This is a genomic window from Paenarthrobacter sp. R1 (assembly GCF_030264015.1).
Classification (GTDB): Bacteria; Actinomycetota; Actinomycetes; order Actinomycetales; family Micrococcaceae; genus Arthrobacter; species Arthrobacter ureafaciens.
In genome coordinates this window covers 1,589,492-1,613,135 of record NZ_CP127115.1, presented here as the reverse complement: position 1 = coordinate 1,613,135, position 23,644 = coordinate 1,589,492, and the positions used below count along the sequence as shown (strand labels likewise).

Annotated in this window: 24 protein-coding genes and 3 pseudogenes; 12 read left to right on the top strand and 15 right to left on the bottom strand. The window is 63.7% G+C overall.

Going from position 1 to position 23,644, the window contains the following annotated elements; all coding sequences use genetic code 11:
• Window positions 1-1,055: 1,055 nt before the first annotated feature.
• From QN084_RS07835 to QN084_RS07810, 6 genes and pseudogenes are all read right to left on the bottom strand, one after another.
• Window positions 1,056-1,535, bottom strand: a complete 480-nt coding sequence (locus QN084_RS07835) for a phage tail protein (RefSeq protein ID WP_021472891.1) — start codon at window positions 1,533-1,535, stop codon at window positions 1,056-1,058.
• A 1-nt stretch (window position 1,536) separates the two neighbouring features.
• On the bottom strand, window positions 1,537-2,871 hold the full coding sequence (locus QN084_RS07830) for a phage tail sheath family protein (protein ID WP_069696777.1): 1,335 nt from the start codon (window positions 2,869-2,871) through the stop codon (window positions 1,537-1,539).
• 35 nt (window positions 2,872-2,906) lie between these two features.
• A complete protein-coding gene (locus QN084_RS07825; RefSeq protein ID WP_231941999.1) occupies window positions 2,907-3,560 on the bottom strand; it encodes a hypothetical protein in 654 nt (217 codons plus the stop codon).
• 188 nt (window positions 3,561-3,748) lie between these two features.
• A pseudogene (locus QN084_RS07820) lies at window positions 3,749-4,309 on the bottom strand (alkaline phosphatase D family protein); the annotation flags it as partial.
• Window positions 4,306-5,200 (bottom strand): IS5 family transposase gene (locus QN084_RS07815; protein ID WP_206599970.1). Its coding sequence is split into 2 segments (ribosomal slippage): window positions 4,306-4,854 and window positions 4,856-5,200, totalling 894 coding nucleotides; the frame shifts between segments, so codons are not numbered across the junction. The pseudogene QN084_RS07820 and the gene QN084_RS07815, both read right to left, overlap by 4 nt.
• Window positions 5,201-5,249: 49 nt before the next feature.
• Window positions 5,250-6,272, bottom strand: a pseudogene (locus QN084_RS07810) (alkaline phosphatase D family protein); the annotation flags it as partial.
• 186 nt (window positions 6,273-6,458) lie between these two features.
• Here QN084_RS07810 and QN084_RS07805 point away from each other — a divergent pair.
• Window positions 6,459-6,974: a hypothetical protein gene (locus QN084_RS07805; protein WP_069696776.1), complete on the top strand. Its 516-nt coding sequence runs from the start codon at window positions 6,459-6,461 to the stop codon at window positions 6,972-6,974.
• Between the two features lie 216 nt (window positions 6,975-7,190).
• Here the strand turns inward: QN084_RS07805 and QN084_RS07800 are convergent, their stop codons facing one another.
• Window positions 7,191-8,543 (bottom strand): MFS transporter, encoded by a 1,353-nt coding sequence (locus QN084_RS07800; RefSeq protein WP_069696775.1) that lies wholly within the window; start codon window positions 8,541-8,543, stop codon window positions 7,191-7,193.
• A gap of 336 nt (window positions 8,544-8,879) precedes the next feature.
• Here QN084_RS07800 and QN084_RS07795 point away from each other — a divergent pair, with 336 nt between their 5' ends.
• Window positions 8,880-9,659: an N-carbamoylsarcosine amidohydrolase gene (locus QN084_RS07795; protein ID WP_021472885.1), complete on the top strand. Its 780-nt coding sequence runs from the start codon at window positions 8,880-8,882 to the stop codon at window positions 9,657-9,659.
• Window positions 9,660-9,813: 154 nt separating this feature from the next.
• Here the strand turns inward: QN084_RS07795 and QN084_RS07790 are convergent, their stop codons facing one another.
• The 3 genes and pseudogenes from QN084_RS07790 to QN084_RS07780 all read right to left on the bottom strand — a co-directional run bounded on the left by QN084_RS07790 (window position 9,814) and on the right by QN084_RS07780 (window position 11,607).
• Window positions 9,814-10,317: an IclR family transcriptional regulator gene (locus QN084_RS07790; RefSeq protein WP_285751766.1), complete on the bottom strand. Its 504-nt coding sequence runs from the start codon at window positions 10,315-10,317 to the stop codon at window positions 9,814-9,816.
• Between the two features lie 141 nt (window positions 10,318-10,458).
• Window positions 10,459-10,617: pseudogene (locus tag QN084_RS07785) on the bottom strand (helix-turn-helix domain-containing protein); the annotation flags it as partial.
• A 60-nt stretch (window positions 10,618-10,677) separates the two neighbouring features.
• The gene (locus tag QN084_RS07780) at window positions 10,678-11,607 is read right to left on the bottom strand and encodes an NAD-dependent epimerase/dehydratase family protein (RefSeq protein ID WP_069696773.1); all 930 of its coding nucleotides are present in this window, start codon (window positions 11,605-11,607) and stop codon (window positions 10,678-10,680) included.
• A gap of 132 nt (window positions 11,608-11,739) precedes the next feature.
• Here QN084_RS07780 and QN084_RS07775 point away from each other — a divergent pair, with 132 nt between their 5' ends.
• The 7 genes from QN084_RS07775 (at window position 11,740) to QN084_RS07745 (ending at window position 18,409) form a co-directional block, all read left to right on the top strand.
• On the top strand, window positions 11,740-12,453 hold the full coding sequence (locus QN084_RS07775) for a TetR/AcrR family transcriptional regulator (protein WP_069696772.1): 714 nt from the start codon (window positions 11,740-11,742) through the stop codon (window positions 12,451-12,453).
• 22 nt (window positions 12,454-12,475) lie between these two features.
• Window positions 12,476-13,282, top strand: coding sequence for an oxygenase MpaB family protein (locus QN084_RS07770; RefSeq protein WP_069696771.1), 807 nt, complete (start codon window positions 12,476-12,478; stop codon window positions 13,280-13,282).
• A complete protein-coding gene (locus QN084_RS07765; protein ID WP_069696770.1) occupies window positions 13,275-14,186 on the top strand; it encodes a DUF817 domain-containing protein in 912 nt (303 codons plus the stop codon). The genes QN084_RS07770 and QN084_RS07765 overlap by 8 nt, the downstream gene beginning before the upstream one ends.
• 215 nt (window positions 14,187-14,401) lie before the next feature.
• Window positions 14,402-16,264: a molecular chaperone DnaK gene (gene dnaK / locus QN084_RS07760; protein ID WP_021472879.1), complete on the top strand. Its 1,863-nt coding sequence runs from the start codon at window positions 14,402-14,404 to the stop codon at window positions 16,262-16,264.
• Between the two features lie 2 nt (window positions 16,265-16,266).
• Window positions 16,267-16,908: a nucleotide exchange factor GrpE gene (locus QN084_RS07755; RefSeq protein ID WP_021472878.1), complete on the top strand. Its 642-nt coding sequence runs from the start codon at window positions 16,267-16,269 to the stop codon at window positions 16,906-16,908.
• 87 nt (window positions 16,909-16,995) lie between these two features.
• Entirely contained in the window at window positions 16,996-17,967 is a 972-nt protein-coding gene (locus tag QN084_RS07750; protein ID WP_021472877.1) for a DnaJ C-terminal domain-containing protein, read from the top strand.
• Between the two features lie 10 nt (window positions 17,968-17,977).
• On the top strand, window positions 17,978-18,409 hold the full coding sequence (locus tag QN084_RS07745; protein ID WP_021472876.1) for a heat shock protein transcriptional repressor HspR: 432 nt from the start codon (window positions 17,978-17,980) through the stop codon (window positions 18,407-18,409).
• 32 nt (window positions 18,410-18,441) lie between these two features.
• Here QN084_RS07745 and QN084_RS07740 read toward each other — a convergent pair whose 3' ends face one another.
• Window positions 18,442-18,840, bottom strand: a complete 399-nt coding sequence (locus tag QN084_RS07740; protein WP_021472846.1) for a YybH family protein — start codon at window positions 18,838-18,840, stop codon at window positions 18,442-18,444.
• Between the two features lie 75 nt (window positions 18,841-18,915).
• Window positions 18,916-19,329 carry a hypothetical protein gene (locus QN084_RS07735; RefSeq protein WP_079941286.1) on the bottom strand — a complete coding sequence of 138 codons (414 nt, stop codon included), beginning with the start codon at window positions 19,327-19,329 and terminating at the stop codon, window positions 18,916-18,918.
• Between the two features lie 228 nt (window positions 19,330-19,557).
• Between QN084_RS07735 and QN084_RS07730 the strand changes: the two genes are divergently transcribed.
• Window positions 19,558-19,893: a DUF3040 domain-containing protein gene (locus QN084_RS07730; RefSeq protein WP_021472844.1), complete on the top strand. Its 336-nt coding sequence runs from the start codon at window positions 19,558-19,560 to the stop codon at window positions 19,891-19,893.
• On the opposite strand, the gene QN084_RS07725 is transcribed toward QN084_RS07730, so the two are convergent.
• Window positions 19,890-20,333: a hypothetical protein gene (locus tag QN084_RS07725; protein ID WP_021472843.1), complete on the bottom strand. Its 444-nt coding sequence runs from the start codon at window positions 20,331-20,333 to the stop codon at window positions 19,890-19,892. The two genes, QN084_RS07730 and QN084_RS07725, sit on opposite strands and share 4 nt — an antisense overlap.
• A gap of 84 nt (window positions 20,334-20,417) precedes the next feature.
• Complete coding sequence (locus tag QN084_RS07720) at window positions 20,418-21,068, bottom strand: CG0192-related protein (protein WP_021472842.1); 651 nt, start codon at window positions 21,066-21,068, stop codon at window positions 20,418-20,420.
• 106 nt (window positions 21,069-21,174) lie between these two features.
• Here QN084_RS07720 and QN084_RS07715 point away from each other — a divergent pair, with 106 nt between their 5' ends.
• On the top strand, window positions 21,175-21,519 hold the full coding sequence (locus QN084_RS07715; RefSeq protein ID WP_021472841.1) for a hypothetical protein: 345 nt from the start codon (window positions 21,175-21,177) through the stop codon (window positions 21,517-21,519).
• Between the two features lie 129 nt (window positions 21,520-21,648).
• Window positions 21,649-22,443, top strand: coding sequence for a GNAT family N-acetyltransferase (locus QN084_RS07710; protein ID WP_069696769.1), 795 nt, complete (start codon window positions 21,649-21,651; stop codon window positions 22,441-22,443).
• Window positions 22,444-22,448: 5 nt separating this feature from the next.
• Here QN084_RS07710 and QN084_RS07705 read toward each other — a convergent pair whose 3' ends face one another.
• A complete protein-coding gene (locus QN084_RS07705) occupies window positions 22,449-23,600 on the bottom strand; it encodes a Fic family protein (RefSeq protein ID WP_069696815.1) in 1,152 nt (383 codons plus the stop codon).
• Between the last annotated feature and the right edge of the window lie 44 nt (window positions 23,601-23,644).

The window sequence follows — 23,644 nt, the reverse complement described above, 5'->3', positions numbered from 1 at the left end:
CGTCCACAGGTGCTGACCGGGAAGGACGGCGAACGAGTTCCGGCCACACCCCGGGAAGTGCCGGAGCCGGGGTGTGCGCGTTGGCATGGGCGCGGGTCTGCCGGGGTTGGCTGCGTTGTGGGACCCGCTGTGCGCGCTTTGTTGGTTCGTTGGGACGCAGAGCGGGCCCCGCACCGGGTGTGCTTGTGGGTGCTTGGAGTGTTTCAGGGTGGGAGGGCGCGCGAAGCCTAAGGGTTGGGGTTCGTTGTGGGGCCTGCTGTGCGCGCTTTGTTGGTTCGTTGGGGCGGAGAGTGGGCCCCGCAGGGGGTGTGGGTTCCTGTTGTGGGGCCTGCCGTGCGCTCCTAGTTGGTCTGTTGGGGCGCAGAGTGGGCTCCGCGCCGGGTGTGCTTCTTGGCGCTTGGGGTCTTTCAGGTTGGAAGGGTGTACGAAGCCGCAGGACGGGGGTTCGTTGTGGTGCCTGCTGTGCGCTTTCCGGGTGCTCGTCAGTACGCGGAGCGGGCCCGGCAACGGGTGTGGGTTCCTGTTGTGCGCTTTCCGGGTGCTCGTAAGCACGCAGACTGGGCTCCGCAACGGGTGTGCTTGTTGGTGCTTGGGGTCTTTCAGGTTGGGAGGGCGTACGAAGCTTTAGGGTTGGGGTTCGCCGTGGGGCCTGCTGTGCGCGCCACAGTCGCGGGATAGCACGCTGAGCGGGACCGGCAACGGGTTGTTCGGCGGTGGGCTCAACGTGTGGTGCCCGCAGTGCGCGCCAAAGTCGCGGGGTAGCACGCAGAACGGGCCCCACAACGGGGTTGGGAGCTGCGGGGTTGGGAGCTGCGGAGTTGAGACCCATCCGCTTGGGCGCGGCGGAAGGTGCCAACCCGGCGTTCCGCAGCAACGCAACCCAATGCTCGGGTGCGTCCGCCAGGTCAAAGGCGCGTTCCGCCGTCGTCGTCTCAAGAGTCGTACTTTCAAAACCCGCGACGCCGGAGCCGCCGCCTGGTTCCACCCACGCCGCTGCCCGGCGCAGGCGCCCGGCCAAGGCCCGCCGCCAGGAAGCCCGGGCGCCCGAGGGGACGTCAGGCGACGGGAGCGCGGGCATCGTCGAGCTCCAGGCGGTCGTAGGCGATGCTCAGGGTCTCGATGGCGAGGTCCTTGCCGAGGGCGTCCAGCGGTGCGCCGAACCAGTCGCAGGGCCAGGCTCCCAGCAGGTTCCAGCGCCGCACTTCCGTGGAACCCGCGTCGTTCAGCATGGCGATGGAGACGTTGCGCCGCTCGACCGTCCCGTTCACGGCCTTGAACAGCCACTGGAGCATCTCGGTGGAATCGGTGAGCCCGTATTTCAACGTCACCGGGGTGTATTCCACTTGGCCCGGGATGACGCGCACGGTGCTGTTTTCGCCGCCGGAACGGTACAGGATGCGGCCGATCTTGAGGCCCAGGCCCTCCACTTTGGTGAAGTGGCCCTGCACCACTCCTTGGATGACCAGCTTGAAATTGTAGGCCCGGTACGGGTCCACCACGTTGCCCGGTTGCGCTGCAGGTGTTGGGGTGCTCATGTCAGGCTCCTCCGCTCTCTGTTTCGCTGGTGTTGTCCGCGGATTGCATGAGCTTGAAGATCACGAATTCCGCCGGCTTCACGGGTGCGATGCCGATCAGCGTGACCACTTGCCCGGCGTCGCGGACTTCGGGAGGGTTGGTTTCCTCGTCGCACTTCACAAAGAACGCCTGTTGAGGGGTAGTGCCCAGCAGCGCTCCATCCCGCCAAACGTTCGTGAGGAACGCCCCGATGTCGCGTCGGATGGACTTCCACAGGGTGTGGTCGTTGGGTTCGAACACCACCCAGCGGGTCCCGTCCGCCACGGATTCCTTGATCATGTTGGTCAGGCGCCGGACGTTGATGTACCGGTACTCGCTGGCCTCGGGAGCCTTGGTCCGCGCGCCCCAGACCCGGATTCCTTCGCCGGGGAAGTATCGGATGCAGTTCACGCCGGCAGGGTTCAGGACCTCCTGCTCACCGCGGCTGACGCGCCGCACCAGGTCGATTGCGCCTTGGATCGGCTCGTTGGCGGGCGCCTTATGGACGCCGCGGGTCGCGTCCACGCGCGCCCACACCCCCGCGATATGGCCCGACGGCGGTTGGGTTACCTTCTTGCCGGAGACCGGATCGATCATCACGATCCATGGGTAGTACAACGCCGTATAGCCGCCGGGGGACTGGGGTGCGCCGAGGTCCTGTTGTTCTCCGGCTTCCGTGCTAGCCACACCCGGTCCGTCCCGGCCGTCCGGCTTGTTAGAACCATCCGGCTTCTCAGCACCATCCGGCTCGTCGCCATCCTCCGGTTCATCGGGCCCGGTGTCCGCCGAATCTTCGGCCCGGGCATCCGGGGTCCCGGGAACCCCGGAGGTCGCCGCCCGGGTGAGCGCACCGACGTCGTCCACTTTCTCCACGGTGTCCAGGATCGCCATCCGGTCCTGGCGGAGCGGATGTTCCACGTGGGCCTGCAGCGCTGCGTACGCCTCGGCGGTGGCGTAGCCCGGGGCGGCGACTATGGAGAGGTCGTCCACGGCTTCGAAGAGGGTCAGCCCGGTGGGCGCCGAGGCGGTTCCGGTCAGGCTGCCGCCCGGGCCGATGTTCACTACGTAGCAACGGCTTCCTCCGTTGGAGAAGAAGCCGTACACAGCGTTGGAGAGCGGGGTACCCGCCGTCGCGGTCCCGACGTATTGGTCCACGAATTGCGTCCAGTTATCCAGGACGCGGAGCTCATCGACCAAGGCGTCGTTGTCCGGAGCCAGGCCGACGAATCCGGCGATGCTGGTGTTCACCTGTCCTATTGCGCGTGCCCCGCTGGGGACTTCCTGTACGTAAACGCCTGGCGCCTGGTAATTCGCCATGGTGCGCTCCCTTCCCTACCCGCACATGGGCGGGTTCAGGTCCACCGGATGATGACCGGCAGGCTGCTGGTGCTGGCCGAGACTTCCCGTTCGGTGCCGTGGACCGCAACGGCGAAGTGCTGGAGTTCGTCCGCCGAGGCCAGGACCTCAAAGTGGCCGGTCGCATCACTGACGACCGCCGTGGCGGAGGAATGGGCGTGGATGTAGGCGTCGGGGATGCCTTTGTTGTGGACGTCCACCAGGCGTCCTTGGATTCTGCGGGCGACTCCGGTCTTGGCCACGAGCGGTTCCAGGACCGGCGGGCCGGACGGTTCTTCGAAGCGAAGGGGTACCGGGATGCGCACCAGGAAGCCGAGCCCGTCGCGGATGCTTTCCTGGTACTCGCCGGGCCGGTATTCGTTGCTGGAAACAATCGAGTACTGGCTGTGGCGTTCCACGGACAAAAGCAGTTGCTCCATGTTGTCCAGTTGTTCCGGGCCGTGGCATTCCACCGCGACCCGCAGCTCCAGGTCCAACACGGGACCGTCGCGGCGCGAACGGCCAACCCTGTCGAGGGCGACGGCGTGGACAGTCACGGGAGCTTCGGGAGGGGAATCGGCGCCGTGGGGGGAGTCGTCGTCGAACCTTACGCGTTGGGGAGCGACGGCGTCGGAAAGGACTCCGAGAAGGTCGGACAGCGACGAACGCACATAGCCCACGGCAGAACCCCAGCTGGAAGGTGATCCACAAACGTAACTGGGAATAGGGTACTCCCGCAGTTGCCCGTAGTCACTGGGGAAACAGGGGTAACTCCATTCGTTTGAAGAGTCGCATGGGAGGGGTCCGGGCCGGTGCCGGCAACTGCCAACCGGGACAGGTGCCGGCACCGCGCCGGGAATCAGGCCAGGCCGGGCACGCGGTCGTTGATGGTGAAGGATTTTCTGGTACTCACAGGGGCTCCGGGCTTGGTGACGTAGTCCAGGACGCGGAAGTCTGCCGTCATGGAGTCCTTGGTAATTCGGGTGTTCACGTATCCGCGGTTGTCGTTGTAGAACTTCAAGTGCGGGTTCCATGCCATGGTTGCGTCCGTGGTGGATCCCGAACCGTCTCCCGTGGAGGTGATGGAGCTGCACACGAGTTCGGAACCGACAACCGGCGACTCCGGATCCTTATAGTCCACTTTCAGGTCCGTGGCCCAGTGCCGGTGCACGTCGCCGGTAAGTACGACGGCGTTACGGACCTTCGCGTCAACCCAGCCTTGGGTGATACGCCGGCGGGAGGCGGCGTAACCGTCCCAGCCGTCCATGGAAACGTCGTCGATGTCGGGAGCCTTGTTGCGGTCGCGCTCGGCGAAGAAGACCTGCTGGCCAAGGATGTCCCACCGCTGGGTGGAGTTCCTGAAACCGTCCAGCAGCCATTTTTCCTGTTCGGCTCCCGTGATGGTCCGGTTCTCGTCTAGGCCGTGTTGATCAAGTCGCTTTTGATCCAGATCAGGGTGGTGGCGAGGCTGATGGCGGCTCGGTAGCTGCGGGCGGTCTTGTCTGATCGCATGGCGATGCCGCGCCACTGTTTGAGCTTGTTGAAGGAGCGTTCGACGACGTTGCGGCCGCGGTAGCGGAGCTTCTGCTCGTCGCCGAAGTCGATCGGGCGTCCCGGCTTCTTGCGGCGGTGAGCGATCTGGTCGTCACGCTCCGGGATGGTCGCGGCGATCCCTCGCTGACGCAGCCAGGCACGGTTCGTCTTCGACGGGTAGCCCTTGTCGGCGAGGACTCGATCTGGTCGCGTTCGTGGTCTTCCGACGCCTGGGCGGGGGACACGGATGTGTTCGAGGGTGGTCGCCAGCATCGTGGTGTCGTTGATGTTGCCGCCGGTGAGCACCCATCCCAGCGGCCGCCCCTTGCCATCGGCGACCAGGTGAATCTTGCAGGTCAACCCGCCACGGGACCGGCCAATCGCGTGGTCAGGCGGCTCGAACCACGGATTCTTGTGATTCGGTGGAGCCCCCTGTGTCCCGGGCGAGGGTCGCACCGTGCTGATGCACGCGGGTGATCGTGGAGTCGATCGACACCACCCAATCGAGCCGGCCCGCCGCGTCGGACTGCCGCTGCACCTCGGCGAGCAGCCTGTCCCAGGTGCCGTCGTGCGCCCACCGGGTGAACCGCTTATAGACCGAGTTCCACTTCCCGAACCGCTCCGGCAGATCACGCCACGGCGCACCCGTCCGGTACTTCCACGCCATCCCCTCAACCGCGAGACGATGATCCGTCCACGGCCGCGACCTCCCCGTCACCGTCGGCATCAACGGCTCCAGAACGGTCCACACCTCGTCAGAGACCTCGCGACGCGTCATCCCTCAAGACTCGCCCATCGACCACCGAAACCACTTGATCAACACGGCCTAGGCGTTCGGCCACATTCTTGCGCCAGCCGTCGCCGGCGAGCTGGTCGTCGCGGTACTGCCGTGTGTCCATCATGTGGAAGTTGGCCAGTTGGCCCCATTGGATGGTGCGGTAGATCTTCATGTCGAAGCCGGCCGGGAGCGAGGAAGGGCGCAGCGGCATGTTCTCGTAGTACGCCTGGAAGGCAGCTGCACGGCGTTGCCGGAAGTGTTCAGTGGTGTCGTTGAGCTGGGCAGGGTCGCTGTTTTCCGGGATCTCGTCCGCCCAGTTGTTGTCCACTTCATGGTCGTCCCAGACCACCAGCCACGGTGCGATGGCGTGGGCTGCCTGGAGGTCGGCGTCGGCTTTGTACTGCGCGTGGCGCTGGCGGTAGCCTGCCAGGCTGACAGTTTCCGGGCCTTCATGGTCGCGCGGGTTGCCGCCGCCGATCACATAGCTGTCCTTCTTGTATTCGTACAGGTAGTCGCCCAAGTGGAGTACCAGGTCCGGGTGGTCCTCAGCCAGGCGCTTGTAGGCCGTGAAGTAGCCGTGCTCGTACTGGGCGCAGCTTGCGAAGGCCATGGCCAGGGCTGCGGGAATCTCCCCGGGCGCGGGGCTGGTCATCGTGCGGCCGGTGTCGCTCAGGTGGCGGCCGGTGCGGAACCGGTAGAAGTATTCGCGGCCGGGTTTGAGGCCTTTGAGTTCCACGTGCACCGAGTGGGCGGACTCGATCCGGGCCTGTTCGACGCCGCGGGCTACTACCCGGCGCATGTGCGGGTCCTCTGCCACTTCCCAGGCCACCGCAACGTTGCGGGACGGCATGCCGCCCAGGCCGTCTTCGGCCACGGGGTTGGCGGCCAGCCGGGTCCAGATGACGAAGCCGTCCGGCCACGGCTCCCCGGAAGCTACGCCGAGCGTGAAGGGATCGGTGCGGAGTCCGGCGTCGTCTGCTGTTGAAACGGCGACGGCGGTGTGCGGCAAGGCGGCAATCAAACCGGCCCCGAGGCCGGCGGATATGAGGGATCTGCGGGTGATGTTCTCCATGCCCTCGACGCTAGGAAGCCTTAGTTGACAGGCGCCGAGAGTGGTGTGAACTGCCGGTTAATTGTGTGACAAAAAGCGTTAACTCGCTGCTCTGTCCTAGGCGGGGTGCTGGTCGCACGAACTGCTGCACCGAATCAGGACGTAAGCCCCTATGCGGCAGATGGGCATGGTCGGGAAGCTGGGTGTATGCACGTTGACAGTGTCAGATCAGGACGCCGCACCATCACCGCGCGGGTGCTGGCGGTGGCCGCGACAGTCCTGGTCGGAATTCCCTTGGCGGCGCCCATCTTTCTTGCGGCGATCTTCTTCGTGAGGTCCGGCGGCTTTCATCTTGACTTCCTCATGCCCGGGGAACTCTTCGTGGTGGTCCTTGGCGGAGGTGTGGTCCTGTTTGCCTCCAGCCTGGTTTCGCGGCAACGACGCAACCTCACCGGATGGCTGGTGTTGGCGGTGGGGGTCCTGTTCGTCGTCAGTATGATCCTGGCGATATCCACGGGCCTGGCCTCGGGAGAGACGCCGGCAGAGGGCTGGCCGCTTGCCATTGTGCTTGGATCCTACGGTCTCTACCTAGTGGCGGTGGTCGCCCTCTTCGTGGAGGGTGTGGGGCTTTGCCGCCGCCTGTTCGCTGCGGCTCCCGCCTTCAACTTTCCACATGCGGGAATTGGGGGCGGCTTGGCCGGACCAAAGAGCGACCGCTCATAGGCCCCTCCAAGGTTCCTTGTTTGGGGACGCGATGGGTTCTCATGCCATTGAACGGTTGCGGGTGCGCTGACAGTGCCACTTCATTCGCAGCCCACAACTTCAGGTGCAACACTGGCCCGTCGCGCCGCGAACGGCCATCCTGTCAGTCCGCCAGGGAACAGCATGCAGGCTGTCCCCTGGCGGTGCGGCAGCTTCCTCGAGAGCCGGTAGACCGTGTCAGACCTCCAGCGCGTCGTCGTGGAAGCGACGCAGGGGCTTGCCGGCCGTTTCGCGGATGAAGATTGAGGCGACCCCCAGGGCGATGACAGCAACAACCGTGACGTAGATGGCCGGGGCCAGCGAATTTCCGGTGGTCGCCACCAACCAAGTAGCCAGGTAGGGTGCGGTTCCACCGAAAATCGCGTACGTGACGTTGTAGCTCAGTCCGGAGGCCGTGTAACGCACGTCCGTGGAAAACATCTCGGACAGCAGCACCGAGGTCACCACGTTGGCGGACACCGCGCCCAGGGCGATCAGCGCCTGGCTGGCCACGGCACTGCCCAAGGTCCCAAGCTCGGCCAGCATGTACGCGGGGATGGTCATCACTGTCAGCAGGACCGCGGCCATCTGCATCATGCGACGTCGGCCGATCCGGTCCGATAACCGCCCCATGACAGGAGCGAGTGCCGTGGCGAACAGGAGTGCGACAAGGCTGGAGAGCAGGGCCAGGCTCTGATCCAGTCCCACCACCCGGGTGAGGAACGTGGACATATAGGTGGAGAAGATGTAGAAGGACAGAGCCGTCAGCATGACAAACCCGCCAAGCCTGAGCATCTGGGGCCACTGACTGCCAACAACTGCACCCAGGCTCAATTTCGGGCGGTCGGCTGAGTCTTTGACCATGGCCTCGAACTCGGGTGACTCGTGAAGCTTGGAGCGGATGTAGAACGCGACCAAGCCCATGGGGATGGACAACAGGAACAATGCACGCCATCCCCAGTCGCCCATGGCCTCGGCCGGCAACATGAAGCTGAACAGTGCCCCGAGGCCGGCGGCCAACGCAAAGGAAGCGAAGGTGGCCATGGACATCGCGCTGGAGTAGCGGTTGCGCCGGTGGTCCGGGCTGTGTTCCACGGTGTAAATGGTGGCGCCGGCGTACTCACCGCCGGCAGATAGGCCTTGGATGCAACGCGCGATAGCCAGAAGGACCGCGGCCCAGATCCCGATCGTTTCATAGCTGGGGATGAGGCCGATGGCCGCCGTCGATCCGGACATCAGCAACACCGTAAGGATCAAAGTCTGTTTCCGCCCGAGCCGGTCGCCCAGCCTCCCGAAGATGATCCCGCCTAGCGGACGCATAGCGAAGGCGACGGCGAAGATGGCAAAAGTCTCCAGCAGTCCGGTCAGCGGGTCGCCGGATGCGAAGAAGGTGGCAGCGATGTGGGTGGCCATGTAGCCGTAGATCGCGAAGTCGAACCATTCGACAACGGTGCCGGCGAAGGAGGCCCCCACAACCTTTCGGAGGTGCCCGGCACTCACTTTGTGGAGTTCGGGTACGTGGTCTCGATCAATGCTTGGACGGTCGGCCATGGATTTATTGTCCGCGGTAGAGGGCATGGGTTTTCTCGTTTCAGTTGACCTCAGTGGCGGTGCGCCACTTCAGGTGAGAGTGATCCGTTTCACAACATGTTGCTCGTATAGCAATTTAGACCCGCATAGAGCAACAAACAACCCCCTAGGTGGACATTTTTAGATCCAAGTCTTTTGTGGAATTTCCGGGCTCCAGGTGACCGCGGTCAGAGCGTGATTCTTGCGCAAGGCATTTCGGCCGGCCTCTAGCGCTCTGCAGTTTCGTGCGTTACTGTAGCCAACACAGCAACTTAGTTGCTAGGAAAGAAACATCTATACGAGTGAGGAAAGAGAACCATGACAGTAGAGACACAGACGGCAAGCGACATCGAAGCCCGCCTCGCAGCAGTGCTCCAGGAGGCATTCGAGGCAGGCACCGATATCTACAACGAGCGGGGATTCAAGCGTCGGATCGGCTACGGCAACCGCCCGGCTGTTATCCACATCGATCTGGCGAACGCCTGGACCCGCCCGGGCCACCCGTTCAGCTGCCCGGGCATGGAGGAGATCATCCCGAACGTTCAGCGGATCAACGAAGCTGCACGGGCCAAGGGTGTTCCTGTCTTCTACACCACAAACGTCTACCGCAACCGGGATGCCACCTCGGGGACTAACGACATGGGTCTGTGGTACTCGAAGATCCCTGTGGAGACCCTTCCGGCGGACTCCTACTGGGCCCAGATCGACGACCGCATTGCGCCGGCGGAAGGCGAGGTTGTGATCGAGAAGAATCGCGCGTCTGCATTCCCGGGTACCAACCTCGAGCTGTTCCTGACGTCCAACCGCATCGACACCCTGATCGTCACCGGCGCGACAGCGGCCGGGTGCGTACGCCACACCGTTGAAGACGCGATCGCGAAGGGGTTCCGCCCCATCATTGCCAGGGAAACCATCGGCGACCGCGTTCCGGGCGTCGTGCAATGGAACCTTTACGACATCGACAACAAGTTCGGTGACGTTGAATCGACGGACTCTGTGGTGGATTATCTGAACGGTCTCCCGCAGTTCGAGGACACGGTTCCGAAGACCCTTTCGGACCCCCAGCCCGAAGTGGCTGCCCCCGCGGACCCCGCCTAAGCCGTTTCACCTTTGCTGATACACCTGCGGGCGGAATCCCCGTATTGACCTGAAAGCCGGCACCCCTGCTGGGTGTCGGCTTTCCAGGTTAGTTAAGTGCTGAGGAAACGTGGCGTCCCTTGTGGGCGAGGTCGCTCAAGGAACTTTTGCTGCATCAGCCCGGAAGAGAAGCAGACCAGCCCAGGCGGATGGAAATTTCCGATGCCGCCTGTTGCGCGGCCTGAACAAGAGAGTCCTTGACCCCTTCTTTCTGCACCCTCGAACGAGGGGCAGAGACAGTAATGCAGCCCACCGCCTTGCCGCGGTAGTCCCGAACCGGAGCGGAGACCCCAAACTCCTCTTCGGCGGACAGGCCATCGTTGACGGCATACGCTTGATGGGCAACTTCCTTCAGATGGGTGGCGATGTCCTCCGGCAGGCCGTCATCTTTGGCGCGCAGTATCCTTCCGGAATCAACGAGGTCAGCGGCCAGTGCCGGCGGCAGTTCCGCCAGAAAAACCCTTACCGATGAACTTTCGAATTTGTTGTACCGAGTCCCGATCCAGGCGGTGTGTTTAACCTGGTGCGGACTGGCCACCTGCTCCACCACGATGGCCTCGGCGCCGTTCCACACGGAGATGGCGCTTGTCTCGTTGGTGTTTGCGGTGAGTTGTTCCAAATAGGGGACTGCGGCACGCCTCACGTCCAAGTCCGCCAGAAGCGGTCCGGACAACGCAAGTAGCCCCAGCCCCAGCCGATACCGGCCCGTCTCCTCATCCCGCTGGACGTAGCCTGCATCTGTAAGGCCGCTCAGAATGCGCGAAACCGTGCTCTTGTGGAGGCCTACGCGTTGGGCCACCTCTGTCACACCCAGAACCGGATTCTGAACCGAAAAGGCTTCCAGTACAGCAAGACCATTTAGCAGCGACGCCGCAGCGCCCTGGACTTGGCTGTTGTCCTGTTTCGGCCTGCCTGCCATGCGTATCCCTTCGCCGTGTCAATGCCCCGCGCTTTTGGCCCATCATATGCCGCGTGCGCATCAGACCGCGGCCACGGTGTGCTTCCACCATTGCACGGTCGCTGCCGCCGCCTCAGGGAGCGGCGTCGGTTCCAGGCCAAGAAGGCGTTGGCTCTCCGCCGAGTCCATCACGAACGGCCGCTCGAACTGATAGAGCATCTCCGCCACCTCCCGCATGTCTTTGGACACCAGGCCAGCGCCCCGAACAACCCAACCAGGAATGGCCGTTACTTTCGGCGCCGGCAGTCCCGCTGCCGTGGCGTAGGCGGTTGCGAGCCCGCGCTGGGTCAGTGCCGGATTGGTGGGGGCGTGCAGCACGCTGTTCCACAGATCGGGACGCCGGGCTGCCGCAATCATGGCCGCCGCCAGGTCCGGCACATAAGTGAAGGAGTGCAGCTGGTCGGCACTGCCCACCACTTGGACAGTCTTTCCTTTGAGAACCAGGGGCACCATGCGTTCACCCGCGTGTGCCATCCTGACCCGGGGCCCAAAAAAGTCCCCCGCCACCACGCTCACAGTTTTTGCGGCGTGAGCCTCCCGAGCCTTGAGCAGTTGCGTACGGATGCCGCGTTTGCCTCCGCTCGCCTCGCGGGCCCCGGCCTCTGTCATGTCGCGGTCCGGCTCGCTGTAGGAGTACAGGCTTTCGGGAAAGACGACGACGACGCCCGCGGCTGCCGCTGCATCCATCACCACCTGCTCGGCGTGGGGGAGCTCGGCCTCCCAGGCGGATGCGGAGTACTTGGACCCGTGAATGCAGTGGAAGATCGCCTCTGCGCCCCGGACCGCCTCGGTGAGCCGCGAGGGGTCTGAAACGTCAACTCTCATCCGCTGGATCAACGCATGATCGGGTCCGCTGCCGGAACGCGTCAGGACGCGGACTTCATGGCCTTGGTCTGCCAGTTGCTCTGCGATGGCCGAGCCGACGGGTCCTGCTCCTGTAACGACGTACACGGTGCCTCTTTCCTTGTAATGGTGATTGAGAGAGCACTGCTCTCTCAATCAAAGTTCGGGCAGTGGTCCGCAATTGTCAAGAGCAGTGCTCTCTTTTGCTATCTCCGCTCTTGTTTATGGCAAGCTATCCCCATGCCCGAGAAACCGAAGCAGCCCACCCCGCGGGAGCGAGCCCGTGCCCGGACCATTGCGGACATCGTTCAACTGGGCCGGCAGCACCTCGCGACCCACGGGGCCGCCGCACTGTCCCTCAGGGCGGTTGCCCGGGATTTGGGCGTCGTTTCTTCGGCTGTGTACAGGTACGTCGAAGGCCGGGATGAGCTTTTGACCTTGCTGCTGATCGATGCCTACAACGAACTCGGTGACGAGGTGGATGCGGCAGTCCTTGCCGTCCCGGGTGATGACTTCGCCGCGCAATTCCGGGCGTTGGGCACTGCCGTCCGAGCATGGGCGCTCCGGGAACCTGCCAGCTATGCGCTGCTGTTCGGCAGCCCCGTGCCCGGCTACCAGGCTCCGGGCGAGCGCACCACCGGCCCCGGCACCCGCGTCATCGTCACCCTGGTGGGAATATTCGACGCCGCCTACCGCGCGGGTGCGCTGGACGCGGAGGTGGCTCCCGCCGTCGTCATGCCTCCCAAGCTGGCCGCAGACCTGGCCGGTATCCGCACGGACATGGGGCTGGCTGCGCCCGATGCGTCGCTGGCGAGGGGCGTGCTGGTGTGGACCTCGCTGTTTGGGGCGGTGAGCTTTGAGGTGTTCGGTCAGTACGGGGCAGATACCTTTAGCGCGCGGGACGAACTGTTCGATCATCAGCTTGCAGTACTCCAGGCAGTCGCCGGGCTGTAGGGAGCGGAAGTAGAGTATTCGGATGGCTCGTGGTTTGGCTGACATTGGAGCCGAGGGTGTACTCCTCGCGGGGGCCGGCCGTGCCATCCTGCTTCAGGTTGCGGACCCGCGCATTGGCCACGGCGTGGCGGCGCACAGCAATTTTGTTGACCGGCCGCAGGACCGGCTCGTGGCAACGCTGACCTATGTTTACGCGATTGTCTATGGCACCGACAGCCAGGTTGTGGCAGTGCGCCGCGCTGTCAACCGCGCGCACGCGCCGGTGCGCAAGCCTGCTGATGGTAGTTCCGCCGGTTACAACGCCTTCGACGCGTCGTCCCAATTGTGGGTGGTGGCTACGCTCTACAACACCGCAGTCACTGTCTACCAACATGTACTGGGGTCGATCGATGACCACACGGCTGACCGCATGTACCGGGACTATGCCCGGATCGGGACTGCTCTGCAGTTGCCGCGGGAGATGTGGCCGGCGGATCGTGCCGCTTTCGCCGAATACTGGAACCGGCAGGTTGCCTCCTTGCAGCCCGATGAAGCGGCACGGAAGATAGCCCGCGACTTGCTGTACCCCTCGCGCGGTCCCGTGCTCATGCGTCCCCTGATGCCGTTGGCCCGGCTGTTGACTGTGGGGATGTTGCCGGAACACGTCCGCGAAGGGTTCGGCCTTGAATGGGGTCCGGCCCACGCCCGCCGGTTCCAGCGGACCATGCGGTTGCTGGGGCAGGTCTATCCCAGGCTGCCCCGCCGGATCCGGCACTGGCCAAAGAACTACTGCCTGGGCAAGCTGCAGCCCCCGCCCGCCCGGTTCCGGGGCACGACCCGGAATGCGTAGTTCGACGTCGGTGGAAGCGTCCATCGACCGCCTCGCCCACCGCTACCTGGACAGGGTGGTTTCGCGCGGCGGGGCGGGAGGCGTTTGGCAAGCGCGGCTAACGGAGTTCGTGGTGTTCGGGCTCAAGCAGGCGTGGGCGTGCGTCTTTGGTGCCCTGCTGCTCGCCGTCATCATTGCGGTCCGCCTCTGGTACCCCTCCGGTGCCGCGTTGGCGAGCAACGACTTCCTCACCCTTTCGGCAGTCGCAATCCAAGTGCTGATGGTCGTTTTTCGTCTGGAAACGCTCCGCGAGCTTCGGGTGATCGTGCTTTTCCACGTGGTGGGCACGGTCATGGAACTGTTCAAGACGGATGTGGGCTCCTGGGCTTATGAAGCTGACGGGGTGCTCAGGATCGGCGCCGTGCCGTTGTTCAGCGGCTTCATGTACGCAGCAGTCGGGTCCTACATGGTGCGGGTGTTCTGGTTGTTCGATCTGCGCTTCGACCGCTACCCGCGCCGTTGGATCACTGCGCTCGTGGCCGCGGGCATCTACGTCAATTTCTTCTCGCACCACTTCATCCTGGACTTCCGCTGGGTGCTGCTGGCCGCCGTCGTACTTGTCTACGGCCGGTGCGTGATGCACTTCCGGGTCTTCCGGAAGCGGTTCCGGATGCCCATCCTGCTCGCGTTCCTGCTGGTGGCCCTGTTTATTTGGTTCGCCGAGAACATCGGCACCTGGTCCCGGGCCTGGCTGTACCCGAATCAGCTGGAGGGGTGGCAGGCGGTGTCCATTGACAAGCTGCTCGCGTGGTTCCTGCTCATGATCATCTCCGTGGTGCTGGTGGCGTGGGTGTACAAGCCGGAGCCTCCGGAAGGTTCCCACGGCAGCCCATCGGCAGTTCACGCTGGGCGAAATGAGGCCTGAAGCCCGCGTAATTTCGCGGTTTTTCGCAAGTCGTGGGTCAAAGTTGAGCGTAGTTGGCTCAACTTTGGATTGACATCGTTCCGAGGCTGAGTACAGTTGAGTGCAGAACGCTCAACTAGCCGATTGTTGAGTGGTTCCCCGAACAACACAACCGCTGCCGCGGAGGATGCTGCCGGGCGCGATCATCAACATCGGCCATTGAAAGGAAACAAGATATGTCACGTGCAGTAGGTATCGACCTCGGAACCACCAACTCCGTGGTTTCTGTCCTTGAAGGCGGCGAGCCCACGGTCATCGCCAACGCTGAAGGCGGCCGCACCACGCCGTCCGTCGTCGCGTTCTCCAAGTCCGGCGAGGTCCTGGTCGGCGAGATCGCCAAGCGCCAGGCCGTCAACAACATCGACCGCACCATCGCTTCGGTCAAGCGCCACATGGGCACCGACTGGACCAAGGCGATCGATGACAAGAAGTACACGCCGCAGGAAATCTCCGCGCGTATCCTCATGAAGCTCAAGAACGACGCCGAAAGCTACTTGGGCGAAAAGGTCACCGACGCTGTGATCACCGTTCCGGCATACTTCAACGACGCCGAGCGCCAGTCCACCAAGGAAGCCGGCGAAATCGCAGGCCTCAACGTCCTCCGCATCGTCAACGAGCCCACCGCGGCTGCTTTGGCTTACGGCCTGGACAAGGGCAAGGAAGACGAACTCATCCTGGTCTTCGACCTCGGTGGCGGTACGTTCGACGTTTCCCTTCTCGAGGTTGGCAAGGACGAAGACAACTTCTCCACCATCCAGGTCCGCGCAACCGCAGGTGACAACCGCCTCGGCGGCGACGACTGGGACAACCGCGTTGTCGAGTGGCTCCTGGGCCAGCTCAAGGTCAAGGGCATCGACCTCTCCAAGGACAAGATTGCCCTCCAGCGTCTCCGCGAAGCTGCAGAGCAGGCCAAGAAGGAACTGTCCTCCTCCACCAGCACCAACATCTCGCTCCAGTACCTGTCCGTCACCCCCGACGGTCCGGTCCACCTGGACGAGCAGCTGACCCGTGCCAAGTTCCAGGACCTCACCAAGGACCTGCTGGACCGCACCAAGAAGCCGTTCCACGACGTCATCGCTGAAGCCGGTATCAAGGTTTCCGACATCGACCACATCGTCCTCGTCGGTGGTTCCACCCGTATGCCTGCCGTCTCCGAGCTCGTCAAGGAACTCGCCGGTGGCAAGGAACCCAACAAGGGCGTCAACCCGGACGAGGTCGTGGCCGTAGGTGCCGCACTCCAAGCCGGTGTCCTGAAGGGCGAGCGTAAGGACGTCCTCCTCATCGACGTCACCCCGCTGTCCCTCGGCATCGAAACCAAGGGTGGCGTGATGACCCACCTGATCGAGCGCAACACCGCAATCCCCACCAAGCGTTCGGAGACCTTCACCACCGCGGACGACAACCAGCCGTCCGTAGCCATCCAGGTCTTCCAGGGCGAGCGTGAATTCACCCGCGACAACAAGCCGCTGGGCACGTTCGAGCTGACGGGCATCGCTCCGGCGCCCCGTGGCGTTCCCCAGGTTGAGGTCACCTTCGACATCGACGCCAACGGCATCGTCCACGTCTCCGCGAAGGACAAGGGCACCGGCAAGGAACAGTCCATGACCATCACCGGTGGCACGGCCCTTTCCAAGGAAGACATCGACCGCATGGTCCGTGAAGCCGAGGAGCACGCAGCCGAGGACAAGGCACGCCGCGAAGCCACGGATACCCGTAACTCCGCTGAACAGCTCGCCTACTCGGTGGAGAAGCTGCTCTCCGAAAACGAGGACAAGCTGCCTGAGGAGGTCAAGACCGAGGTGAAGGCCGACGTCGACTCCCTCAAGTCCGCGCTGGAAGGCACCGACGACGCCGCAGTCAAGACGGCGTTCGAGAAGCTCCAGGCATCCCAGACCAAGCTCGGCGAAGCCATCTACTCGCAGGCAGCTGCAGCTGATGCTCCGGGTGCAGGCGCAGAGGGTGCCCCGGCAGGTTCCGGTTCGGCCGATGAAGACATCGTTGATGCCGAAATCATCGACGAAGACGAAGCGAAGAAGTAGCCATGCCCCATCACGGCAACGAAGCAGAGCACTCTGAAGGCAACGAGCAGCGTAAACCTGTCATCCGGGACAACCGCAAGGTTGACCCGGAGACAGGGGCGGCCCGCCACCCTGAAGGCGAAGCGAAGGCAGCGCCCACTGACGGCGACGCCCTCTCCCAGGCCGAGGAAATCCTCAACGGGGTTGAGGTTCCAGCCGAAGAGTCGGTAGCCCCCGGTGCTGCAGCCGAGGCCCAGGCAGCGGAACTCCGCAACGACCTCCTCCGCCTGCAGGCTGAGTACGTCAACTACCGCAAGCGCGTTGAACGCGACCGCGCCGTAGCAGGAGAGATGGCCGTCATCGGCGTCCTCAACTCGCTCCTTCCGGTGCTGGACGACGTCGACGCCGCCCGCCAGCACGGTGACCTCGAAGACGGCCCCTTCGCCGCCATCGCCACCAAGCTGGAGAATGCGCTGAAGACGTACGGACTGGAACGCATCGCGGAAACGGGCGTCGAATTCGACCCCACCATCCACGAAGCCCTCATCCAGCAGCCCGGCGAGGACATCGAAGTGGACACGGTCAGCCAGGTGCTGCGCACCGGATACCGCTCCGGCGAGCGTGTTTTGCGTGCAGCCCAAGTGATTGTGGCTGTACCCGCGTAACAACTCATCGAGATGGCAGTTCGTGACAGTGTTTGAGATGAACATTGGCATGAACTGCCATCTCGTTACCAACGAAAGGAAACGCTCTTGGCCAGCCAGGACTGGGTTGAAAAGGATTTTTACGCGATCCTTGGTATCGCCAAGGACGCCTCCGACGCCGATATCAAAAAGGCTTACCGCAAGCTTGCCCGGCAGTACCATCCGGATACCAACGCCGGGGATGCTGCCGCGGAGAAGCGGTTCAAGGACATCTCCGAGGCTTACTCGGTGCTGTCGAGTCCTGAAGACCGGCAGCAGTATGACGCCATTCGCGCCATGGGTGGCGGGGCACGCTTTGCCCCGGGTGCCGGGCGCGGGGGTGCCGGTGCCAACGGCGGGTTCGAAGACCTCTTCGGTGGCCTGTTCGGCGGCGGCGCACGGCAGTCTCCCGGAGCAGGCGGTATTCCGCCGGAGTTCGCCGACCTGTTCGGTGGCGGTTTCGGTGGGGGTCCTGCCGGATTCCAGCGCGCACCGCAAAAGGGATCGGACCGCACTGCAACGACCTCCATCTCCTTTGCCGGTTCCATCAAGGGCACCACGGTCAGCCTGCGTGAGAGCAACGGCAACGTCATTGACGTCAAGATTCCGGCCGGCATCAAGGACGGCCAGAAGGTCCGACAGCGCGGCAAGGGCAACGCAGGCCCGGCCGGCAACGGTGACCTCATCATCACCGTCAACGTGAAGCCCCACGACTTTTTCCAGCGCGACGGCGACAACATCCGCATCCATGTGCCTGTCACCTTCGCGGAAGCGGCGCTGGGCGCCACCATTGAGGTTCCAACGCTCGACGGCGACACCGTCAAGTTGCGCGTCCCGGCGGGCACACCCTCCGGCCGGACCCTTCGGGTGAAGGGCCGCGGTGTGAAGACGTCCAAGGTGACCGGCGATTTGCTGGTGACCATCGACGTCGCCGTTCCGCAGAACCTGAGCAAGGAAGCGGAAGAGGCTGTGAAGGCGTTTGCTGCAGCCACCACTGATGCGAACCCGCGGCGGGACCTGGCCTCGAAGGCCCGGTTGTAAGGAGGCGGTCATGGCAATGGACGTCAACCAGCCGATCTTTGTCATCTCCGTCGCCGCGGAGCTTGCCGACATGCATCCGCAGACGTTGCGCCAGTACGACCGCCTGGGCATCGTTTCCCCCAGCCGTGCTCCGGGCAAGTCCCGGCGTTACTCCCAAAAGGACGTTGACAAGCTCCGGGAGGTCCAGCGCCTCTCGCAGTCGGGTGTCTCCTTGGAAGGCATCAAGCGCATCATGGAGCTCGAGAACCAGGTGGCTGCGTTGCAGTTCAAGGTTGCCGAACTGACGGAAGAGCTGTCACGCCGGCGCAGCCCCTTGGAAGCCCGGATCTTCGCGGCGGGCGCCGGAGGCGACGTCGTCAGCCTTGCCCGCGGGCAGCGACCCCGCCCGCGTTCGCAGGCTGTTGTGGTGTGGCGGCCGCGTCCGGGGGATAAGCAGCGGTGAGCGCTGATTAGCCAGCTTCGGTGTCAGCACACTCAGCCGCCCACGGTATCCGCGTGCCGGTGCACCACCTTCCACTGTCCGTCTTCGCGCCGATACACCTGGGTAGCCCGCAGCACGTAGCTGCGGGCCTCGCCGTTAACGGACGTTGAGGTGTGTTCCAGGCCGACGGTGTAGGCCATGTCGCCCACGACGTCGTAGCTCTGGAGCTCGAACTCGTAGGACACACAGTCTGAGAAGCTCTCGCCCAAATGCGTGAAAAGGTCGTGCAGGGCGAGCTGTCCCAAGGCATTCCGCCAAGCACCCATCACGCTCACTGGTTCTTTGCGCGACCAGACGGCCCTGCGGGGTTCTGGATCGCCGTTATGCAGGGCCTGTTCGGCGTGCCGAAGATCGGACGTTACCCAGGCCAGGAAATCTTCACGATCGGTCATACCGACAGTATGCGCCTGGGTGGCGCTGATGTGACGGGCTGTGGTGGACCGACTGTGTGCGCCCAGCCGGTTGCCTCAGAGGCCCGTTCGGTTCCAGCTGACAACTACCCGGGCCGCGCCTTCCTCCGTCCGCTCGACGTTCGTCACGATTTCCGCGTCTGTGGCGCCCATGTTCCGGATCTGCCGGCGGTAATCCTCGATGTGGGCCTGCAAGGATTCCTCGGTCCACTCGCCAGGACGCATCCGGGTCGAGATCTCTACCGGTTCAGTCCGTGGGAGCAGCACGTCCGGCGTGTTGGTGCCCACAGGTTCCGTCGCCGCCCGTTTACCCGGTTGGCTGTTGCCGGCAGGGACAGCCGCCCGCCGTGCAAAGATGCCCCCTGCCACACCGGCAACGAGGGCCGTGAGGATCAGCCATGCAGCCCGCCCACGCTTGGGTCGTGTTGCTTGTGCAGTGTTGTTCCGGATTCTTGCAGTTCGTCGTGCCATGGGAAGAAGTGCCTTCCAGTTGGTTGTCCGTACGCGTGCTGGGAACTACCCCTTCAGGGTGCCACAGTCAGCTCCGGTCATGCACTGCGGGAGCTTCAGCCTGGACCTGCCCAGTGGCTAGTACCCCGGATTCGGCAGATAATGAAGGCAAGGTACGGCAAGCAGTGCCCGCGCCCGGCAAGAGGGCTCCAGCGTCAGAAACGGGAGCCGTAGGTGAGGTAGATTCCGATGTCGTTGTCGGATGAAGAACGCAGGAGTTTGGAAGAACTCGAACGGGGCCTGGCCGCGTCGGACCCCGACTTGGACCTGCAGTTGAAGTCAGGCCGCCTGCGGGGGACGGCGGCCAGGACGGTCATGGGCGTGCTGGGTGTCCTTGCCGGATTCGCCTTGATCATCACCGGGATCGCCACGCAGATCCTGATTGTGGGTGTCGCGGGATTCCTCGTAGCGGGTGCGGGGGCTTATGTGCTGTTGAGCAGGCTGGTATTTCGTCGGCGCCTCCGCCGGGACGACGGTGGGGACCGGAACGACCAGACCGGTCCCAAGCGGCTCTGGCCGGACTAGTTCGTGCCCTCTTGTGACGAAGCCGCGTGGTTGGCCGCCGTCTCCGAAGCGGAAACGGGCGTGGGTTCTCCTTGAGGGAGCAGCGTCCGCCAGAGGAAAACGGCACCAGCGGAAAGACCTGCTGCGGCAATGAACGTCAACCACAAACCTCGGCGCGAAGGAGTCCTTCCCGCTGACCCCCTGCGACGATCAGCAAGGGCCTGAGTGGCCCGTTTGACCGCCTTGTCCGCTGCACGGCGGGCTTTCCGCGCCGTCCTGCGGTTGCCGGTGAGCGTCATCATCACTCCCTGCACAACGGACGGCACGTCGGCGTGGTTGATGCGGGAGAGGGCCCAGCCCACCACTGCATCGGACTGCGAGGCCTTCCCGTCAGCAGCGTGCCTGACCCACTCGCCTGCGAGCTCCTGGGCTGCGGAAATGACGGTCTGCGGCTTGTGCATGAGGACTCCTGGGAGAGGGATGTGCTTCGACGGCCAGCCTACGCCGCCAACTCCTTCAGGAACAGGTGACTCTGCGCGCGCAGCTTAGTCGCGGATTACCGAAGCCAACTCGACCGGGTTTTCAAGCCCTTCCCAGGTTCCCGTGAGGGCCAGCTCGGTGTGAAGTTCCGGTGCCGCGGCAGTGTTGACAGCGGCATCGACGGCGACTTCCACTACGCGGTTTACTTTCAGGCGGAGGCTTCCCGCGTCAATGATGGTCACACCGCTTCCCGATACCGGCGCCGAAGCGCTCAAGGCGGGCAGGCCGCCGTCGAGCATTCCCGTTCCTTGCACCGAAACTGTGCTCGGGCGGGGCTGGGACTCGCCGTCCACGAACTGTTCGGCCTCTTTCTGCCCGGTGAGGATGGCAGTGGCCAGCGCTTTGATGTAGACGGGGTCGGCGCAGGCGTCGTAGACCCAGCGCTTCCCAAGGACGGAGTGGTCCATGGTGCCGATCAGCCAGTCGTTCGCACCGGCCAGCTCGTAGCCGCGGTAGCTGAGGGGAACCTGGTAGATGCGGTCGCCGGCTGAGACGACGTGGGTTTCGATTCCGACTTCACCGGCGGGATCGTCAAAGCGGTAGGCGCCCACCAGCTCCGGTTCGCCCTCCTGGATGAACCACGGCTGCTTCGGCAGGTAGTCAGCGATGAGCTCGAGCTTGCTGGGGGACAGGGTTGCCTTGTGAATGATCGCCATGCCACCCAGCCTAGGGCAGCACCGGTCAGGTCTCTAAGTTGTCCCGATGCGCAGGCATTGCGGGGCTCTGATTACAATCGAAGGGACGTCGACCATTGAGGGAATCATGAAGAAACTCACCACTGTCCTGATCGCTGCCGGGCTGCTTGCCTCGGCCTCCGCCTGCTCAGCACCGCAGCTGACCACCGCGCAGACCTGCGACAGGATGGCCGCCGCCGCTTCCGGGCTCACCCAGGAATCGAACAAGACGGCAACCAACCGCGTGGCCAACGCCATCCGTCCCATCCAGGCCGTGGCTTCCGAGGAGATGAAGCCCGTGGTGACCTCCATCCTGGATTTCCTCGACGAGCAGGCCAAGTCCGATCCCGATGAAGCCAAGCTCGGCGAGCTGACCACCGCCTACCAGGAAGCCGGCACCAAGTACGGCGAACTCTGCCGCGGCGCCCAGTAGCCGGCACCCCTTCCGGACGCTCTCTCACATAACGGCCCCTTTTCGCGTTTCCTCTCTCACTCGATGACAGAGGAAACGCCGAATCGGGGCCATAAGTGAGAGAGCGTTTCTTGTGGGTAGGCTTTCCCGATGAACCAGGCAGCAGCACGTTTCCTCGAAGCCTACGACGCCCAGCTCCGCACGGATGCGGAGATACCGGGGGCGCTCACTGTCCATGGACACGGCCCCCTTCTACTCGCTACTTTCGTGGGTGGCCGCGGCTTCATTACGTACCGTGATCTGGGCGGGGCGGATCACCAAGGCATCCAGGCCTTAGTGGCCGAGGCACTCAACTTTTTCAGGAGCCAGCCTCACATCACCAACGTTGAGTGGAAATCCAGGGGACACGATCATGCCCCGGGACTGCATGATGCCCTGCTCGCCAGCGGTTTTGCGGCTGACGAGCCCGAATCGATCATGATCGGGGAGGCACGGACGCTCAGTGCGGAGGTGCCAGTGCCCGACGGCGTGAGGTTGCGTCGCGTAATTGACGAACCTGACGTTCGGGCCATGAGCGCCATGCAGGATGGAGTTTTCGGGGGACCGGTGTCGAAGGAACGAGCCGACGAACTGCTGCACCGCCTTTCCTTGGACGACAGCATCGAGCTGTGGGTCGCTGAAGCCGAGGGCCGGATGGTCAGCGCCGGACGGTTGGAACCCGTTCCCGGTACGGACTTTGCCGGAATGTGGGGCGGAGCCACCCTCCCGGAGTGGCGAGGCCGCGGGATCTACCGGGCCCTCACTGCGCGACGTGCACAGTCGGCCCATGCCCGTGGAAAGACGCTCATCAACAGCGACTCGACGGAGTTTTCACGTCCGATTCTGGAGCGTTCGGGCTTGATCAAAGTCTCGACCACCACTCCGTACCGGTGGGTGCGGGGCTGAGGTGCTCAATAATCGCGATTTGCCAGACGACGGTTGAGCCGGTCGACCTCGTCCAAGACTTCCGTTGCCGCCCAAGCGCGATTTCGCTGCGACTGGGTGATCAGGGAGAGTACTCCGGCGTCTGTCAGCCGGTCAAGGACCCTATAAACAGAGCGCTCGTCGATCCCCGCGGCATACGCGGCACTGTGCGCCTCAAAGACAGGGCGTTCCAAGAGCCAAGTCAGAATCCTTTCGTCGGCCGAACCCTTGCGGGGACGAACGACCTCTGTCCATGCTGCAGGCAGCGCGTCCAGTGCGGTAACGGATTCGCGCGCAGCATCCGCAGCACGAACTGACGACTTGGCTAGATAGAGCACGAAAGGATCGACATCCCCGTCGCGGTAGTTGTTCAATAACGCGAAGTAGGTTTCGACGTCAGCCACCATTGCGGAGGCAACTGGGGTCACAGTGTTCCTGGTTAGTCCCCGTCGACGCGAGACGGCCCCAATCAGGGCCCTGCCGATGCGGCCGTTGCCGTCAGTAAACGGGTGGATGGATTCAAAATGTGCATGCGCAATGGCTGCCTGTGCCATGATCGGGATGTCTTTGCGCTGACAGAAGGCCATGAGGTCGTCCATGAGTTCCCGGACCATCCCGGGTGGGGGAGGAACGTGGACTGCTCCTCGCGGGGAATAATCGCTGCCCCCGATCCAGTTCTGCACCTCGCGGAATGAGCCGGCGTTGTGTCCGTCCAGCGGGTCATCCTTCATCAATGTCCTGTGTGCTTTGAGAAGCGACTCCATCCGGACTTCACCTTCTACCCCGGCGTCGTTGATCATGCTCTGCACAGCCTCGGCGGCGGCTACCATCGACTTGGCCTGATCGGATGCTTTCAGACCGGCTAGTGCCCGCGCGTAGTCGTTGCGATTCGCGTCGACGTGTTCGATCTTCGACGAGGACACTGCCTCACTCCGCAGGAGGAAGTCGCTGATTGCCGCCATGCGGGACCCTGCCGTGACATCCAGCGATGCAATGGCAGCGGCTGCCTCTTCGAGAGCTAGAACGGTCTCCCGGCTCGGCTCGAACCCCAGATTCGCAATGTGCGGAGGAAGCGATACCTCAACTTCGGTAAACATCCTGTCTTCGCGGGGCGGACGCCCGGAAGATTTCCACGGCATGACGCGCCTCCCGTGCGCTGGCCAACCTCCCATCACCCCTCCTA